The following is a 15,671-nucleotide window of genomic DNA, read 5'->3' as shown; positions in this document are numbered from 1 at the left end:
GCCGACCGGCCGGGCACGCCACCTGGTCAGATGCCCAAGTCCGGTCCGAACACCTCGTAGTGGATGTCCGCCGCGCCCACGCCCGCCGCCAGGAGCTGGCCGCGGACGGCCTTCATGAAGGGCACCGGGCCGCAGAGGTAGGCGACCGCGCCCTCCGGGATCTCGACGCCGCTCAGGTCCATGCGCCCTTCGTGCCGGGTGACCACGTCCGCGCCGCGCTCCGCCTCGGCGGCGGCCCCCGGCCGCTCGTACCAGACCTCGGCCGTGGCGTGCGCCAGCTTCCCGGTCAGCTGGCGCAGTTCGGCCTGGAAGGCGTGGGTGTGCGGGGCGCGGTCGGCGTGGAGCGAGACGACCCGGCGGGCGGAGCCGTCGGCGGCGAGCCGGGACAGGATGCCGATCATGGGTGTGCAGCCGATGCCGGCCGAGGCGAGCAGCAGCGGGCGGTCGCTCTCCTCCGGCACCACGTCGCCGAACGGGGCGCTGACGCGCAGGATTTCCCCGCCGTGCACACGGTCGTGCAGGTGGTTGGAGACCTCGCCCGCGGGCGAGCCGGAATCGTCACCGGCCACCCGCTTCACCGAGAACTGCAGCCCGCCGTCCGGCTGCCCCGACAGGCTGTACTGCCGGATCTGCCGCGCGCCGTCGGCGAGCGCCACCTGTACGGAGACGTACTGGCCGGGCCGCGACGCCGGGACCGGCTCCCCGTCCACCGGCCGTACGACGAAGGTCGCCACGTCGTCGGTCTCCTGGAAGCGGCCGACGACGCGGTACTCGCGCCAGACGTTCCCGTCCGGCGCGCCCGCCTCCTCGTACAGGCGCTTCTCGATGGCGATGAGGGCGTTCGCCATCAGCCAGTACACCTCGTCCCAGGCCGCCGCGACCGCCTCGGTGACCGCGTCGCCCAGCACCTCGGCGATGGCCGCGAACAGGTGCTCGCGCACGATCGGGTACTGGTCGGCGCGGACGCCGAGTGAGGCGTGCTTGTGCGCGATGCGCTCCAGCATCGCGTCGGGGCGCTCGTCCGGGTGCTCCACCAGGTACGTCGCGAACGTCGCGATGGAGCCGGCGAGGGCCTGGCGCTGGCTGCCGTTGGCCTGGTTGCCGCGGTTGAACAGATCGCGCAGCAGCTCGGGGCGGGCGGCGAACATCTTGTCGTAGAAGAGCGGGGTGATCTCGCCGATGGCCGCTCCGACCGCGGGAAGGGTGGCGCGGACGGTTGCGGCGGACTGGGACGACAACATCGGGTGCTCCGGTTCTCGGGAAGTGCTGAGGGGGTCGGTCGGCGGAGATGCGATGACGCAAATAACTTGCATCTTAGATTCGCATTTCTCGGTAAGCGTACGAGCGGGGGTGGGGGTGCGCGGTAGGGCCGTTCAGCCCTTCGGGCGCGGAGACAGGCCGAGCAGCAGGGGGCCGGTCGGGGTGCCCACGAGGTCGTCGATGGACAGCGGGTCCAGTGACGCGAAGAACGCCTCCTGCGCCGTACGCAGGGCGCTGCGCAGCCGGCAGGCGGCCCGCAGTGGACAGGGCGGATCGTCCTCGCAGCCCACCACGTCGCCGACGCCCTCCAGCTCGCGGACCAGGTGTCCCAGGGAGCCGGTGCGGCCGGCCCGGGTCAGGGACAGGCCGCCGTTGCGTCCGCGCCGGGCCTCCACGACGCCGAGGTGCTGCAGTCTGCTCACCACCTTGGCGGCGTGCGTGTACGGGACCTGGACGGCACCGGCCACCTCGCGGGTGGTCGGCGGGTCGCCCCGATCGTCGAGGACCGCGAGCCGCATGGCGATGCGGAGCGCGATGTCGGTGCTCTTCGTCAGTCGCACGGCTCCACCGTACTGAATTGGAGTATGCGATGCCAATTTGGGATGCCGCGGACGGGCCGGGCGGGAACGGGCGGGCCGGGCGGGAACGGACGGGGCGGACAGAACGGGCGCGCCGGACGGAGGTGGCGAAGACGGCCCTGCCGTGCGCCTGTCCCGGCGCGCCGGACGGCAGTAGGTTCGGGTCGAAGGGCATCCACGGGCCACCCTCCGGCCACCGGGATGCGGTGCCGGAACCGGCCCGGAAACACCGCACTTGGAGGCCGTCATGCTCCAGACCCGCACACTCCTCGACAGCATCACCACCAAGGCCAGGCTCGGCACCGACGTCCTGGCCCCGGCCGCCGACGCGCTCGCCGACTGCGAGCAGACCGCCCTCGTCTGCGCGACGGGAATGCTCGCCTCCGACGACGCGGACCGCATGCGGGAAGCGGCCCGCGCCGACCTGGACTGCCACGATGTCGTCGGCGCGACGCTCCGGCTGCTGCTGCGGGAAGGCGGCGGGGAGACCCGGCTGCTGGCCGCGCAGCTCGACGCGTGCGTGGTCGCCTGCGAACGCAGCAACGAACTGTGCCGGGCGCACGCCGGCCGCCACGAGCACTGCCGCCTGTGCACCCAGGCCACGATTCGCGCGATCGACGCCTGCCATGCCGTACGGGAGGCGCTGCGGCCGTAGCGGAGGGCCGGGGGCCGGCGCGTGACCGGGCCGCGGCCGGGCCGGGCTGTCCGGCGTTCGGCCCCTGCTCCGTGACGCCTGCCCCGCCGCGGGGTAGACGTCGGCGCATGGTGACCGATGTCGAGTGGGCCGCGTTCTTCCCGGCGGCCCTGTTGCTGGCCGCCACGCCCGGGGCCAACCAACTGCTGGCGCTGCGCAACGGGCTGCGGCACGGCCCGCGCGCCGCGGTGGGTGCCTCGCTGGGGCGGTTCGGCGCGTTCGCGCTGATGGTGGCCGCGGTGGCGGCCGGGCTGGGGGCGCTGCTGACCGCCTCCGAGGTGGCGTTCAACGTCGTCAAGTGGGGTGGGGTGGTGTACCTGGCGTGGCTCGGGCTGCGCACGGTGGTCACGGCGGGGCGCTCGGCGGACGGCGCGCAGACCGGGCGCGGTGGCGCCGGGGGAGGAGCGCGGGAGCCGCGCTGCGCCGTACCGGCGGGGGAGGCTCACCCCGACGCGCCGGCGCCGGAGCCGCAACCCGGTGTGTCGGTGTGCCGGTTGGCGTGGCAGGAGTTCGTCGTCGCGGCTGCCAACCCGAAGGCCCTGGTCCTCTTCACCGTGTTCCTGCCGCAGTTCCTCGCCCGCGACGCGTCGCACGTCGTCGTTCCGCTGTTCGCCCTGGGGGCGGCCTACATCGCGGTGGAGTTCGGCTGTGCCTGCGGTTACGCCGCGCTGGGCGGCCGGCTGAAGGCCCTGGGGATCACCCGGCGCGTTCGGCGGCGGCTCGACGCGACGACCGGCGTCGCGATGCTCGGGCTGGCGGGGTGGCTGGCTACCGAGCGGCGGACGGGGTGACGGCGCGGTGCCCGCGGGCGCGCTACTTCGCGCGCCGTGCCCGCCAGTCGCTCACGACGCTCTCCACGTCGAACGGCTCCAGGTTCAGCGGCGGTCCGGGCGGCGGCTGCCGGACCGCCTCCTGGATCTTCGTGTTGATCTCGCCGACGATCCGCCGCACCGCCCCCTCCGAAGGCGCCCGCGCCGCCGCGTCGAGCGCGTCCTCCGCCTCCTTGCGCAGCGCGAGCGTCGGCGGCAGAAAGGAGAGGTTCTCCCGGCTCATCTTCTCCTTGACCCACCACATGTCGTCGTACGGCTTCTCCAGGCCGGTCAGCGGCTTGCCGAAGCCGGGCAGGTCGGCGAACTCGCCGCGCTCCGCCGCCTCGCGGATCTGCCGGTCGGTCCAGGTCTCGAAGTCGACGCCGGGGGGCTTGCGCTCGGTCATCACGGAGCTCCCTCATGCAGGGGTTCGGCCGGTCACCCGCGGCCCCGGCACGCCGGAGCCGTTGGTACAGGAGTACCACACGGGGATTCGCCGGGTGCCGCTGAGCGGCGGGAGGCCGGGCCGTGCACCTCGTGGCGGGGAGGTGCACGGCAGGCGCGGCCCGTCGCGTAGAACGGAAGCTGCGCGGGGGCCGAACCGGAGGAGAGGACGGAGCCGATGGCCGCAGGACGCGAGTGGTGGCAGGCCGTGGAGACGGAGCGGGGACGGGTGCGTGGCGCGGCGGGCCCCGTGCCGGACGGCGCGGCGGGTGCGGGGCGGCGGCCGGGCGGCACGGACATCGCCGACGCGGCGGGCCCGGCGGACGCGCCGCCGGTGGCCGCCTTCCGCGGGATTCCGTACGCCGCCTCGCCGGTCGGGGCCCTGCGCTTCGCGCCACCGCGCCCGCACGAGGGCTGGACCGGTGTCCGGGACGCGACGCGCCCCGGGCCCGCCGTGCCGCAGGGCCCGTCCCGCCTGGAGCGCGTCATGGGGCGCCGTACTCCCGACTGGGACGAGGACGGCTGTCTGACCCTCAATGTCTGGAGCCCGGCGGGCGCGGCGGCCGACGGGGGCCGCCCCGTGCTGGTGTGGTTCCACGGGGGCGGCTTCACCAGCGGTTCCGGCGGCTGGGACTGGTACGACGGCGCCCGGCTCGCCGCGCTCGGCGGCCTCGTCGTGGTCACCGCCAACTACCGCGTCGGACCGCTCGGTTACCTCTTCCTCCCGGAGGCGGGCGCCGACAACCTCGGCCTCCGAGACCAGGCCGCCGCGCTGCACTGGGTGCACGACAACATCGCGGCCTTCGGCGGCGATCCCGCCCGTATCACCGTCGGCGGCCAGTCGGCGGGCGCGTACTCCGCCCTCGCCCTCGCGGTCGCCCCGCAGGCCCGCGGCCCGGTGCGCCGGGTCGTCGCGCAGAGCGGGCCGTGGGGCCTGCCGCCCCAGGAACCGGCCGCCGCGGCCGAGAGCACCGGGGACTTCCTGCGGCTGCTCGGCATGCCGGACAAGGCGGCCGTGCCCGGCAACGAGGGCGCCGCGCTGCGGGAGCTGCGCGCGCTGCCGGTGGAACGGCTGCTCGCCGCGTACGCCCGCCTGGCCGCGGACCGATGGCGGCCCGGCCGGGTCGCGCCGCCCATGTACCCGGTGCTCGGCGGCGCCATGATGCCGGCCGGCCCGCAGCAGGCCGTCGCGCAGGGCGCGCTGGGCGGGACCGAGCTGCTGATCGGCACGGTGCGGGACGAGATGACCGCTTTCCTGGCCTCCGACGAGCAGGCCGGGTCCCTCACCCGGGACGACGTCCTGCGGATCATGCGCGAGGACGCCGGTGACGATTTCCGCGGCGGTGACCCGGACGAAGCGGCGGTCGCGTACGACGACCTGGCCCGCCTGCGGCCCGACGCGTCACCCGTCGGCCTCCTCACCGAGGCGGCCACCGGCCGGCTGTTCCGGGACGGGGCGGTCCGCATCGCGGAGCAGCGCGCCGCGCAGGGGACACCCGCGTACGTCTACCGCTTCGACCGGGCTCCGGACGGCGGCGACGGCACGCTGGGCGCCACCCACTGCGCGGAGCTGCCGTTCCTCTTCGGCACGTTCGACGCCTTCGCCGACAGCCCCATGCTCGGGCGGCCGGGCGCCGCCGGGCGGCAACTGGCGCACGTCTTCGGCGGCGCGCTCGCCGCCTTCGCCGCCACCGGCACGCCCAACGGGCCGGGTCTCGCGGACTGGCGGCCGTACCTCGGCGGTCCGGCACCCGAGGTCATGTACTTCGGCTGAGCCCGGCCACCCGCCGGGCCGCCCGTCCCCCTACACCCCGGCGCGGTGCCCCTTCGGCTCCGGCGGCGCCAGCGCGGCCTTGGTCACGTCCCCGACCACCTCCACCACGTCGGGCCCGTACGCCTGCGAGTTGACCACCTTGAGCAGCAGGCAGAACTGCCCGTCGGCGCCGTACTTGCGCGCCAGCCGCGCCCGGTTGCGCACCAGGTGCCGTACCGCGGCGCGGTGCGTGACCGGGCGCTGGCCGGCCGCGAGGAAGACCGGACGGCCGCTCTCGACGGCGGTCAGCCGGGCCAGCAGAACGTGTTCCACGGCGCCGGGCTCCAGTCGGTGCGTCGAGCCGCCGACGGCGAACGTCCCGCGGCCGATGCCGTGTTCGTCGCCGGGGTGGACGGCCACCCCGGGCAGCAGGTTCGCCAGGTGCGCGGCCAGGCGCCGGTGCGCGGTCGGGTCGCCGACGCAGAACTCGGTGCGGGCGCCGAAACCCTGTAGTCCGGTGTCGTGCGGCGCGACCTCCGCGTGCGCCCCGCAGTTCTCCACCACCGAGGCCAGCCCGAGCAGCGCCAGCGCGTCGTGCCGCGGGATGCTCCAGTGGGCCGACGTGCTGTCCCGGTGGGTGACCAGCACACATTCCGCCCCGTCGGGCAGCCCGAAGAAGCTCTGCTCGCGGCTCAGCTTGCGGCGCGCCGCGGCGGCTTGCGCGGCCCAGCCGGCCGCGGCGCCCACGACGAGGGCGGCCGCCGCCACGGTCAGGAGGAGCAGGGAGTCGTCCATGGCGGGGGAGCGTAGCCGCTGTCCGGGAGTGTGTTCGAACGCGGGGCGGGCGGCTGGGCTGCCTTGCCCGGGTCCGTACGGGCATGGGGCCGGCGCCCGCTATGCGAGCCGCCGTACCTTTGCGCCCCCGCGTGGCGGCCGCCCTTTCGCGCCCCTTTCGCGCCCCGCCCTCGCGCCCCCTGTCGCCCCCGTGATCACGCAGGTAGGCTCCGGCCCCTGCCGCCCGCACAGGCCAGGAGGGAACGCGCATGACACCGGCCCGACGTCTTTCCGTACTGGGGGTGGCGGCCGCGCTCGCCGGCTCGCTCGCCGCCGTCCCGGCCTCGGCCCAGTCACCGTCCGCCGCCCCGCCGCCGTCCGCCTCGCACCCGCCGGGCCCCGCCCCGGCGAAGGCCCCGGGCACCACCCCGGCGAAGGTCCCCGTCGCGGTCGGTTACGGCGGCGCGGTCTCCAGCGTGGACGCCGACGCCTCGGCTGCCGGGATCGAGGTGCTGCGCAAGGGCGGCAACGCCGTCGACGCCGCCGTCGCCACCGCCGCGGCCCTCGGCGTCACCGAGCCCTACTCGTCCGGCGTCGGGGGCGGCGGCTACTTCGTCTCGTACGACGCCAAGTCCCGGACCGTACGCACCCTCGACGGCCGCGAGACGGCGCCGCGCAGCGCGGACAGCGGCCTCTTCCTGGAGGACGGCACACCGATCCCGTTCGACCAGGCGGTCACCAGCGGCCTGTCCGTCGGCACCCCCGGTACGCCCGCGACCTGGGACACCGCGCTGGACCGGTGGGGCACCCGCCCGCTGGGCGAACTCCTCAAGCCCGCGGAGAAGCTGGCCCGCGACGGCTTCACGGTCGACGCGACCTTCCGTGCGCAGACCGCCGCCAACGAGGCGCGCTTCCGCGACTTCCCGGCCACCGCCCGCCTCTTCCTCCCCGGCGGGCGGCTCCCGGTCGTCGGCTCCACCTTCAAGAACCCCGACCTGGCGCGTACGTACAAGGAGTTGGGCGACAAGGGAGTCGACGCGCTGTACGACGGGCGGCTCGGCGAGGACGTGGCGCGGACCGTGCGGAAGCCGCCGGTGCGCCCCGGCGCCGACCGAAGGGTACGGCCCGGTGATCTGACGGCGAAGGACCTGCGGCAGTACGAGGTGCGCGGTCAGGCGCCGACCCGGAGCCGGTACCGGGGGCTGGACGTGTACGGCATGGCGCCCTCCTCCTCCGGCGGCACGAGCATCGCCGAGGCGCTGAACATCCTGGAGCACAGCGACCTGTCCGAGCTGAGCGAGAAGGACTACCTGCACCGCTACATCGAGGCCAGCCGCATCGCCTTCGCCGACCGGGGGCGCTGGGTGGGCGACCCGGAGTTCGAGGACGTGCCGACGCGCGGTCTGACCTCGCAGCGGTTCGCCGACTCCCGGGCCTGCCTGATCAAGGACGACGCGGTGCTCACCAGCCCGCTGGCGCCCGGCGACCCGCGCCACCCGCGGCCCTGCGACGCCGGCGGCCGGGCCGCCCCGACGACGTACGAGGGCGAGAACACCACCCATCTGACCGTCGCCGACAAGTGGGGCAACGTCGTCTCCTACACCCTCACCATCGAGCAGACCGGTGGCAGCGGCATCGTCGTACCGGGCCGCGGCTTCCTGCTCAACAACGAGCTGACGGACTTCTCCTTCGCCCCGGCGAACCCGGCCGTGCACGACCCGAACCTGCCGGGGCCGGGCAAGCGTCCGCGGTCCTCGATGTCCCCGACGGTCGTGCTGCGGGACGGCCGGCCGGTGGTGGCCCTCGGGTCGCCCGGCGGCGCGACGATCATCACGACCGTCCTGCAGAGCCTGCTGAACCACCTGGACCGCGGGATGCCGCTGGTCGACGCCATCGCCGCGCCCCGCGCCAGCCAGCGCAACGCCGCCGCCACCGAGCTGGAACCCGGCCTGTGGGACAGCCCGGTCCGCGCGCAACTGGAGGCCATCGGCCACACGTTCACCCGCAATCCGGAGATCGGCGCCGCGGCCGGTGTGCAGCGCCTGCCGGACGGACGCTGGCTGGCGGCGGCGGAGAAGGTGCGGCGCGGGGGCGGGTCGGCGATGGTGGTACGCCCTCAGAAGTGACACGGTAGCGATGGGCGGCGCGGCCGGGCGGCATTCCTATAAGTGACTTATTGAACATAGGATAGGTTTTCGGGGTGAACGACGACCCGAGACCCTCCCCGGACCGCGCCGCAGGCGACACCCCCGGCCACCCTCCGGCCGGTGACCTGGATGTGGACGCCTTCACCACCGCGATCGAGCAGTTCCACCGCTTCTACGTCCGGCTCCCCGTGCCGGAGAAGCTGTCCGTCACCACGCTGTCGGTGCTGGACACCCTCGCCTTCAGCGACGGACCGCTGCGGCTGACCGAACTGACCAGGTCCGAGCAGGTCAGCCAGCCCGGCATCACCCAGCTGGTCACCCGGCTGGAGCGGGACGGACTCGTCGAGCGCCGCCCCGACCCCAGTGACGGACGCGCCGTCCTCGTCCGCATCACCGAGGCGGGACGGCGGGTCGGCCGCTCCCGCCACGCGGACCGGACGCGCCATCTGGAGCCGCTGGTGGCCCGGTTGACCTCCGGGCAGCGGCAGGCGATCGCCGAGGCCCTGCCCGCCCTCACCCGCCTCGCGGAACTCGGCCGGGCCCGGCCGTAGCCCGCACCGCGCGGCCCACGGCCCGCGGCACACCGGCGCCGCGGCGGCCGAAAGCGCCCCGTTGAAGCGGGCGCCCGCCCCGGTTACCGTCGAAGTTGTTCGTTCGAACGAACAGTGCCGGCAAGGGGGAGCCATGGGCGTACGCGACAACGGCACCAGGGAGTACGAAGGACTGGCCGAGCAGGCCGCGGCGCTGGCGGCCGGCCAGGTGTCGTCGGTGGAACTGGTACGGCGCTCGCTGGAGCGCATCGCCGCCACCCAGGACACCGTCAACGCCTTCCGGCGGGTCCGCGCCGAGTCCGCGCTCGCCGAGGCCGCCGCGGCCGACCGCCGACTGGCCGCGGGCGAGCGGCTGCCGCTGCTCGGCGTCCCCCTCGCCGTCAAGGACGACACCGACGTGGCGGGCGAACCCACCGCGTTCGGCTGCGCCGGGGAGTTCCCGCCCAAGACGGCGGACGCCGAGGCCGTACGGCGGCTGCGCCGGGCCGGGGCCGTCGTCGTCGGCAAGACCAACGCCTGCGAACTGGGACAGTGGCCGTTCACCGAAGGCCCCGCCTTCGGCGACACCCGCAACCCCTGGAACCCCGGCCACACACCCGGCGGTTCGTCGGGCGGCTCGGCCGCGGCCGTCGCCGCCGGCCTGGTGCCGGGCGCCCTCGGCACGGACGGCGCGGGCTCGGTCCGCATCCCCGCCGCCTGGACCCACCTCGTCGGCATCAAGCCCCAGCGCGGCCGCATCTCGACCTGGCCCGACGCGGAGTCGTTCCAGGGCATCACGGTGCTCGGCCCGCTGGCCCGTACGGTACGGGACGCGGCCCTGCTCCTCGACGCCGCCGCCGGCAACCACGACGGCGACCTGCACCGGCCCCGCCCCGTGGCGGCCCGCGCGGCGGCGGACCGCGACCCGGGCCGGCTGCGCATCGCGCTCTCCTGGAAACCGGCCTTCACCGGTACGCCCAAACCGCTCCACCCGGAGGTACGGACCGCGGTCACCGCCCTCGCCCGCACCCTCGCGGGCCTCGGCCACCAGGTCGAGGAGGCCGAACCGGACTACGGGCTGATCGGCCTCGCGTTCGTGCCGCGGGCGACGACGGGCGTACGGGAATGGGTGGCGCGGGCGCCCGACCCCGCCCTGCTGGACCGCCGCACCCGCGAAGCGGCCCGGCTGGGGCGGCTCCTCGGCGGCCCCGCGCTGCGCCGGGCACGGCTGGCGGAACGGCGGCAACACCGGCGGGTGGGCGCGCTGTTCGGCTCGTACGACCTCATCCTCACGCCGACCACGGCCGCGCCGCCGCCGCGTGTCGGCACGCTCGCGCGGATGAACGGCTGGCAGACGGACCGGGCCATGATCGCCGCGTGCCCGTACGCCTGGCCGTGGAACGTCCTCGGCTGGCCGGGCGTCAGCGTCCCCGCCGGTTTCACCGCGGGCGGACTGCCCCTGGGCGCCCAGCTCCTCGGCCCGTCCCACTCGGAACCGCTGCTGATCTCACTGGCGGCCCAGCTGGAGGGGCAGCTGCGGTGGCACGAGCGGTGGCCGGAGGCGACGACGGAGCGGTACGGGGCGACGGACGACGGCCCGGCGGCGCCGGTGACCGGGACCCGCGGCGGGAAGCGGCAGGGAGAGCGGGGCCGGGGACCGGGCCGGGGGCGGGAGCGAATCCGGAGCCTGATGGTGGCCGCCGACCGGCTCCGGGCGCCCGGCGCGGCGGGGTCGTCGGACGCGGTGGACCGATGACGGCGCGGAGCGCCGGGCCGGGACAGAGCGCCGGGCGGGGACGGACGGGAGCCGGGACGGGCGGGGAAGCCACCGCGCCCGGCTCGTCGGCCACGCCCGCGCCCGGCCCCGGCCAGGCGGCCGACACCCGGCGCTGCATCATCGGCGCCGTGCTGCGCATCATCGGGCGGGACGGCGTCGCCGCCGTCACCAACCGGCGCATCGCGAAGGAGGCCGGCGTCTCGCTGGGTTCGGTGACGTACCACTTCGCGACCCAGCACGACCTGCTGCGGGAGAGCCTGCTGCGCTTCGTCGACGAGGAGACCCGGCGCTTCACCGAACTGGCCGAGGACAGCCGCGTCGACCGGATCGGCCTGGCCGAGGCCGCGGCGCTGGTCGGCCAGGTCGCGGGCGGTACGGAGTTCGACAGCGAGCACATCGCGCCGTTCGAACTGTATGTGCAGGCCGGCCGCGACGAGCGGCTGCGGACCGCCGCGGCCGAGTGCTTCGCCGCGTACGACCGGCTCGCCGCCCGCATCCTGACGGCGCTGGGCGTCGCCGACGCCGAGCGGCTCGCGGGGACCGTCGTCGCCCTGGTCACGGGGCAGCAGCTGCGGCGCCTGGCCACCGGTTCCACCGCCGAGGACCTGGTCGACGCCCTGCTGCTCCTGGCCAGGGGCGCGGCCCCCGCGCCGCCTCCGGGGCCCGTCAGCCCAGCAGGGCGATGATCTCCTCGGTCGAGCCGGTCTCGCCCAGGCGCGGGAAGATCTTCTCCAGGCTGCGGCGGTGCGCCTCCTCGTCCATGTCGGTGACCGCGTCCGTCGCGACGGTGACGTGGTAGCCGTGCTCGTGCGCGGCACGCGCGGTGGACTCCACGCCGATGCTGGTCGCGATGCCCGTCACGACGACCTGGGTGACGCCCCGGCGGCGCAGTTCCGCGTCGAGAGCGGTGTTGTGGAAGGCGCCCCACGTCTGCTTCGTGACGGTGACGTCGGCCGGCTGCCGGTCGAGTCCCGGCTCCAGCTCGGCCCAGTCGGCGGGCGGCGTGCCCCCGGGCCGCCCGGTCTCCGTACGGCCCGGAGCGCCGCCCGCGACGTTGACGAGCACGACGGGCAGGTCCCGCGCGCGGAAGGCGGCGGCGAGCCGCGCGGAGCGTTCGACGATCTCGGCGGAGGGGTGGGCCGTGGGCAGGGCGGTGATGCCCTTCTGGAGGTCGATCACGATGAGGGCGGTGGTGGCGTCGAGTGTGGTGACGGGCATGGGTGGGCTGCTCCTGGGTCGTTGCGGGCGTGCTCGCGGGGGAGCGCCCGAAAGGAACGGGTATCGGGGACGGGGCCTTCGCGCCTCATTCCCCCGTCAGCCGCCGCAGCAGCTCGGCCGCGTCGGCCAGCGTCCGCTGTTCGGCGGGGTCCAGGCGTTCGGCGATGGCGACGGCGAGCCAGTTCTGCTTGGCCTGCCGGGCCTCGCCGAGCATCCGCCGCCCCTCCTCGGTGAGGGAGAAGACGACCTGCCGGCCGTCGGTCGGGTGCGGGCTGCGCCGCACCACTCCCCGGTCCTCCAGGGCGCCGATGGTCAGCCGCATCGACTGGGGCCGTACGAGCTCCGCGCGGGCCAGCGCCGCGATGGTGGTGGGCCCTTCGGTGTCGATCCGGGCGAGCGCCGCGCGCTGGGAGGCGGTCAGTTCGCCTTGCTGCGAGACGGCGCGCAGGTGCCGCATGAGGAGGCCGACGGTGGCGCGCAGTTCGGCCGCCAGACGTTCCTGTTCCTGGTCGGGCATAGCGGCACCGTAGAATCATGACAGGCAGACTTGCAAGTTCACCTGTCGAGTGGGGCGTGCTGACCGGGGCCCGTCGATGTCCGTTGGCGCCCGTTCCACCGGAGGTCTTCGCTCAGGAAGCCGCCCGGGAAACGCGCCTGTGAGACGCCGGAATCCGACGCCTCACAGGCTCCCCTCCTGCCCCCGGTGTCCGTGAGCGCCTGACCCCCGTCCAAGCGCTCACGGCACCGCCCCCGTGGGGTGGGTGTGTCCTCCCGCGCCGGGAAGGTGCGGCGCGGGCGTGGCTGAAGATGTGTGGTGGCGCGGGGCTCAGTGGCCCATGCCGGCGCCGCCGTCCACCGGGATGACGGCACCGGTGACGTACGACGCCCCGTCGCCGGCCAGCCAGCGGACCGCCGCGGCGATGTCCTCGGGGCGGGCCATTCTGCCCAGGGGGATCTGCTCCGTCATGGCGTCCAGGCGCTCCTGGGGCAGCGCCGCGGCCATGTCGGTCCGGGTCAGGCCGGGGGCGACCACGTTGGCGGTGATGCCGCGCGAGCCCAGTTCGCGGGCGAGGGAGCGGGCGAGGCCGACCAGCCCCGCCTTGGCCGCCGCGTAGTTCGCCTGGCCCGCCTCGCCGCGCAGGCCGACGGTCGAGCCGATGAAGACCATGCGGCCCTTGCGGGCCCGCAGCATGCCGCGGGTGGCGCGCTTGGCCAGCCGGTAGGCCGCCGTCAGGTTGGTCGCGACGACGTCGCCGAAGTCGTCCTCGGACATGCGCATCAGCAGGGCGTCGCGGGTGATGCCCGCGTTGGCGACCAGCACCTCGACCGGGCCGTGTGCCTCCTCGATCTGCCGGAACGCCGCCTCGACCTGCTCCGGGTCGGTGATGTCGCACCGTACGCCCAGGACGCCGGCCGGCGGCTCGCCCGAGCGGTAGGTCACGGCCACCTTGTCCCCGTCGGCCGCCATGGCCTGTGCGATCGCCAGGCCGATGCCCCGGTTGCCACCGGTGATGAAGACGCTGCGGCTCATGGCTGCCTTTCGATTGCTGCTGGGGGCCCGGCGGGCGCGGTCAGTCACTCTGACACAAACCGACCGACCGTTCTCGTCCGGCGCCGGTCACCCGGGGTGACCGGTACGGGGAGTTCCGGTAGGTGACGTGTCGGTATGGCGGAGGTAATAGGATGAAGTGCCGGGTTTGGTGTACTTTTCGGGCCGGGCGGAAGGGGAGGGGGCTCCTCCGGCGCGTGACGGCACCGGGTTACAGTCGGCCGTAACTTTTCGATCCTTTTACCAAGCCAGGGAGTCGGGCGCCGGATGTCCAGCAACCACCGCATCGGCGACTTCCTGCGGGACTGGCGCGGCCCCCGCGACCCCAACCAGGTGCCGGGTTTCACCGCCAAATTCGGCCACCGCGACCGGCTCGGCATCACCCAGGCCGAGATGGCGGTGCTCACCGGCGTCACCGAGGGCTGGTACCGCAGGCTGGAGTCCGGCCGGATCGACCGGCCGAAGACCGAGTGGCTGGAGCGCATCGTGCGCATCCTCGACCTCGACGAGGCCCAGCGGCACACCCTCTTCGTCTACGCGCGGGGCCAGGTGCCGCCGCCGCTGTACCGCCCCTCCGGCACCGTGGACCCGTCGACGTCCGCGCTCATCCAGGTGCAGCCCTGGCCGGCGTACCTGTCCGACGCCTCCTGGGACGTGCTCCTGTACAACGCGGCGTGCGAGCAGGACTGGCCGTGGATGAAGCACGGCATCAACGTCATGATCTGGGCACTCACCTATCCCGAGGCCCGCCTCCAGCTGATCGATTGGGAGGAGGACTGGGCCAAGCCGATGGCGTCCCAGCTGCGGCTGGCCGCCGCCGAGCAGCCGGAGAACCGGCGGCTGGCGGAGGTCGTCGCGGAGATCAAGGAGCGCGACCGGGTCGCGGCCCGGCTGCTCACCGACGACCTCACCACGGTCACCCACCCGGACGGCGACCGGCGCTGGCTGTATCTGCCCGGCCACGGGGACGAGGAGTTCGAGGTCACCTTCCGCTGCTTCGCGCCGCTCGGGGACCGTACGCAGCGGCTGATGCTGGTGGTGCCGTCCGACTACCCGGCGCCGATCCACGCGGCGCCGGGCGGTCGGCCCGTGGCGGACGCGCTCTAGGCGCCTCCGGGCGGACCCGCGGACGCTAGGCGTTCGCGAGCCGGGCCATGCCCTCGACCAGTTCGAACGTGGTGGAGGGGACGTGCTCCGCGCCCGCCTCCTGGTAGGCCGCGGCGACCGCGGTGAACAGCCGCTCGGGGTGCGCCAGCCCGCCGGCGTGCGCCGCCTTGACCAGGCGTGCCGCCTCGGCCAGCTCCGTACCGCGGCGGGCGTGGGCGGTGGCCGTCTCGAAGATCCGGGACAGCTCGTCGCGGAAGGCCGTGAGGCCCGCCCGGTCGGTGACGGCGCCGTGTCCGGGTACGAAGGTGGTGGCGCCGGTGGCCAGGAGGGTGTCGCAGGCCGCGACGCAGGACGTGAGCGAGCCCGACCAGACGATCATGTGGCCGCCGTGGAACAGGGCGTCGCCGGTGAACACCACGCCGTCCTCGGGCACGTGCACCGCGACGTCGCCCGCGCTGTGTCCGGCGCCCAGGTCCAGCAGCCGCACCGCCGTGCGCCCGACGGTGATCTCCAGGCTGCCGGTGAAGGTCCGTGTCGGTCCGGTGACGGTGATGCCGTCGAAGTCGAAGCCGCCGAAGTGCTCGACGGCGTAGGCGGTGACCGCGCTGGTCGGCTCGCTGCGGCTCAGGGCCGACAGCATGTCCGGGCTCATCTCGTGGCACAGGTGCGCGGCGGACGCCTCGGACGTGATGATCTCCGCGTCCCCGACCAGCTCGTTGCCCCAGGTGTGGTCGCCGTTCTGGTGGCTGTTGACCACGGTGGTGATCGTCGCGGACGGTACGGCGTCGGCGATCGCGTCCAGCAGCTGCCGGGTGCCCTTCAGCGTGAACTGGGTGTCCATCAGGAGGGCCTCGCCGTCGGACGCGACGAGGCCGCAGTTGCTGTAGCCCCAGGCGGTGCTGTCGTGCGTCCACGCCCAGGTGGTCGGGGAGAGCGGGACGAGGCGGGGCGTGGTCAAGGGAGGTCCATTCTCTCGTGGGGCACGGCTGCCGCCGGATGCGGGCACGGCGTACGGACCTGGCGGTGGCCCC

16 protein-coding genes are annotated in these 15,671 nt (G+C 74.8%); 8 read left to right on the top strand and 8 right to left on the bottom strand.

Going from position 1 to position 15,671, the window contains the following annotated elements:
* Nucleotides 1-26 precede the first annotated feature (26 nt).
* Both ACFV57_RS37795 and ACFV57_RS37790 read right to left on the bottom strand, forming a co-directional pair.
* Entirely contained in the window at nt 27-1,241 is a 1,215-nt protein-coding gene (locus tag ACFV57_RS37795) for a globin domain-containing protein (protein ID WP_385242136.1), read from the bottom strand.
* Between the two features lie 132 nt (nt 1,242-1,373).
* Nucleotides 1,374-1,820: an RrF2 family transcriptional regulator gene (locus tag ACFV57_RS37790; RefSeq protein ID WP_385242133.1), complete on the bottom strand. Its 447-nt coding sequence runs from the start codon at nt 1,818-1,820 to the stop codon at nt 1,374-1,376.
* A 265-nt stretch (nt 1,821-2,085) separates the two neighbouring features.
* Here ACFV57_RS37790 and ACFV57_RS37785 point away from each other — a divergent pair, with 265 nt between their 5' ends.
* Both ACFV57_RS37785 and ACFV57_RS37780 read left to right on the top strand, forming a co-directional pair.
* Entirely contained in the window at nt 2,086-2,493 is a 408-nt protein-coding gene (locus ACFV57_RS37785; RefSeq protein WP_385242130.1) for a hypothetical protein, read from the top strand.
* A gap of 107 nt (nt 2,494-2,600) precedes the next feature.
* The gene (locus tag ACFV57_RS37780) at nt 2,601-3,323 is read left to right on the top strand and encodes a LysE family translocator (protein ID WP_385242128.1); all 723 of its coding nucleotides are present in this window, start codon (nt 2,601-2,603) and stop codon (nt 3,321-3,323) included.
* Nucleotides 3,324-3,345: 22 nt separating this feature from the next.
* Here ACFV57_RS37780 and ACFV57_RS37775 read toward each other — a convergent pair whose 3' ends face one another.
* Nucleotides 3,346-3,747: a DUF1992 domain-containing protein gene (locus ACFV57_RS37775; protein WP_385242125.1), complete on the bottom strand. Its 402-nt coding sequence runs from the start codon at nt 3,745-3,747 to the stop codon at nt 3,346-3,348.
* A gap of 216 nt (nt 3,748-3,963) precedes the next feature.
* On the opposite strand from ACFV57_RS37775, the gene ACFV57_RS37770 reads away from it, so the two are divergent.
* Nucleotides 3,964-5,559, top strand: coding sequence for a carboxylesterase/lipase family protein (locus tag ACFV57_RS37770; RefSeq protein ID WP_385242122.1), 1,596 nt, complete (start codon nt 3,964-3,966; stop codon nt 5,557-5,559).
* Between the two features lie 30 nt (nt 5,560-5,589).
* Here the strand turns inward: ACFV57_RS37770 and ACFV57_RS37765 are convergent, their stop codons facing one another.
* Nucleotides 5,590-6,333 carry a hypothetical protein gene (locus tag ACFV57_RS37765; RefSeq protein ID WP_385242119.1) on the bottom strand — a complete coding sequence of 248 codons (744 nt, stop codon included), beginning with the start codon at nt 6,331-6,333 and terminating at the stop codon, nt 5,590-5,592.
* A 248-nt stretch (nt 6,334-6,581) separates the two neighbouring features.
* Between ACFV57_RS37765 and ggt the strand changes: the two genes are divergently transcribed.
* From ggt to ACFV57_RS37745, 4 genes are all read left to right on the top strand, one after another.
* Nucleotides 6,582-8,438, top strand: coding sequence for a gamma-glutamyltransferase (gene ggt / locus ACFV57_RS37760; protein ID WP_385242117.1), 1,857 nt, complete (start codon nt 6,582-6,584; stop codon nt 8,436-8,438).
* A gap of 74 nt (nt 8,439-8,512) precedes the next feature.
* Entirely contained in the window at nt 8,513-9,010 is a 498-nt protein-coding gene (locus ACFV57_RS37755; RefSeq protein ID WP_385242115.1) for a MarR family winged helix-turn-helix transcriptional regulator, read from the top strand.
* Nucleotides 9,011-9,143: 133 nt separating this feature from the next.
* Nucleotides 9,144-10,745 (top strand): amidase, encoded by a 1,602-nt coding sequence (locus ACFV57_RS37750; protein ID WP_385242112.1) that lies wholly within the window; start codon nt 9,144-9,146, stop codon nt 10,743-10,745.
* On the top strand, nt 10,742-11,452 hold the full coding sequence (locus ACFV57_RS37745; RefSeq protein ID WP_385242109.1) for a TetR/AcrR family transcriptional regulator: 711 nt from the start codon (nt 10,742-10,744) through the stop codon (nt 11,450-11,452). Before ACFV57_RS37750 ends, ACFV57_RS37745 begins: the two co-directional genes overlap by 4 nt.
* Here the strand turns inward: ACFV57_RS37745 and ACFV57_RS37740 are convergent.
* The 3 genes from ACFV57_RS37740 to fabG form a co-directional block, all read right to left on the bottom strand.
* Nucleotides 11,433-11,984 (bottom strand): isochorismatase family protein, encoded by a 552-nt coding sequence (locus tag ACFV57_RS37740; RefSeq protein WP_385242106.1) that lies wholly within the window; start codon nt 11,982-11,984, stop codon nt 11,433-11,435. The genes ACFV57_RS37745 and ACFV57_RS37740 overlap by 20 nt on opposite strands.
* Before the next feature lie 85 nt (nt 11,985-12,069).
* The gene (locus tag ACFV57_RS37735) at nt 12,070-12,501 is read right to left on the bottom strand and encodes a MarR family winged helix-turn-helix transcriptional regulator (RefSeq protein WP_385242103.1); all 432 of its coding nucleotides are present in this window, start codon (nt 12,499-12,501) and stop codon (nt 12,070-12,072) included.
* 309 nt (nt 12,502-12,810) lie between these two features.
* A complete protein-coding gene (gene fabG, locus ACFV57_RS37730) occupies nt 12,811-13,515 on the bottom strand; it encodes a 3-oxoacyl-ACP reductase FabG (protein ID WP_385242100.1) in 705 nt (234 codons plus the stop codon).
* A 285-nt stretch (nt 13,516-13,800) separates the two neighbouring features.
* Here fabG and ACFV57_RS37725 point away from each other — a divergent pair, with 285 nt between their 5' ends.
* Nucleotides 13,801-14,640, top strand: a complete 840-nt coding sequence (locus tag ACFV57_RS37725; RefSeq protein WP_385242097.1) for a helix-turn-helix domain-containing protein — start codon at nt 13,801-13,803, stop codon at nt 14,638-14,640.
* A gap of 25 nt (nt 14,641-14,665) precedes the next feature.
* On the opposite strand, the gene ACFV57_RS37720 is transcribed toward ACFV57_RS37725, so the two are convergent.
* Nucleotides 14,666-15,598, bottom strand: a complete 933-nt coding sequence (locus ACFV57_RS37720; protein ID WP_385242094.1) for an MBL fold metallo-hydrolase — start codon at nt 15,596-15,598, stop codon at nt 14,666-14,668.
* Nucleotides 15,599-15,671 lie beyond the last annotated feature (73 nt).

The organism is Streptomyces sp. NPDC059788 (genome assembly GCF_042732265.1).
GTDB lineage: Bacteria > Actinomycetota > Actinomycetes > Streptomycetales > Streptomycetaceae > Streptomyces.
The sequence above is the reverse complement of the archived record's forward strand: the minus strand, read 5'-3'. Positions and strand labels throughout refer to the sequence as shown.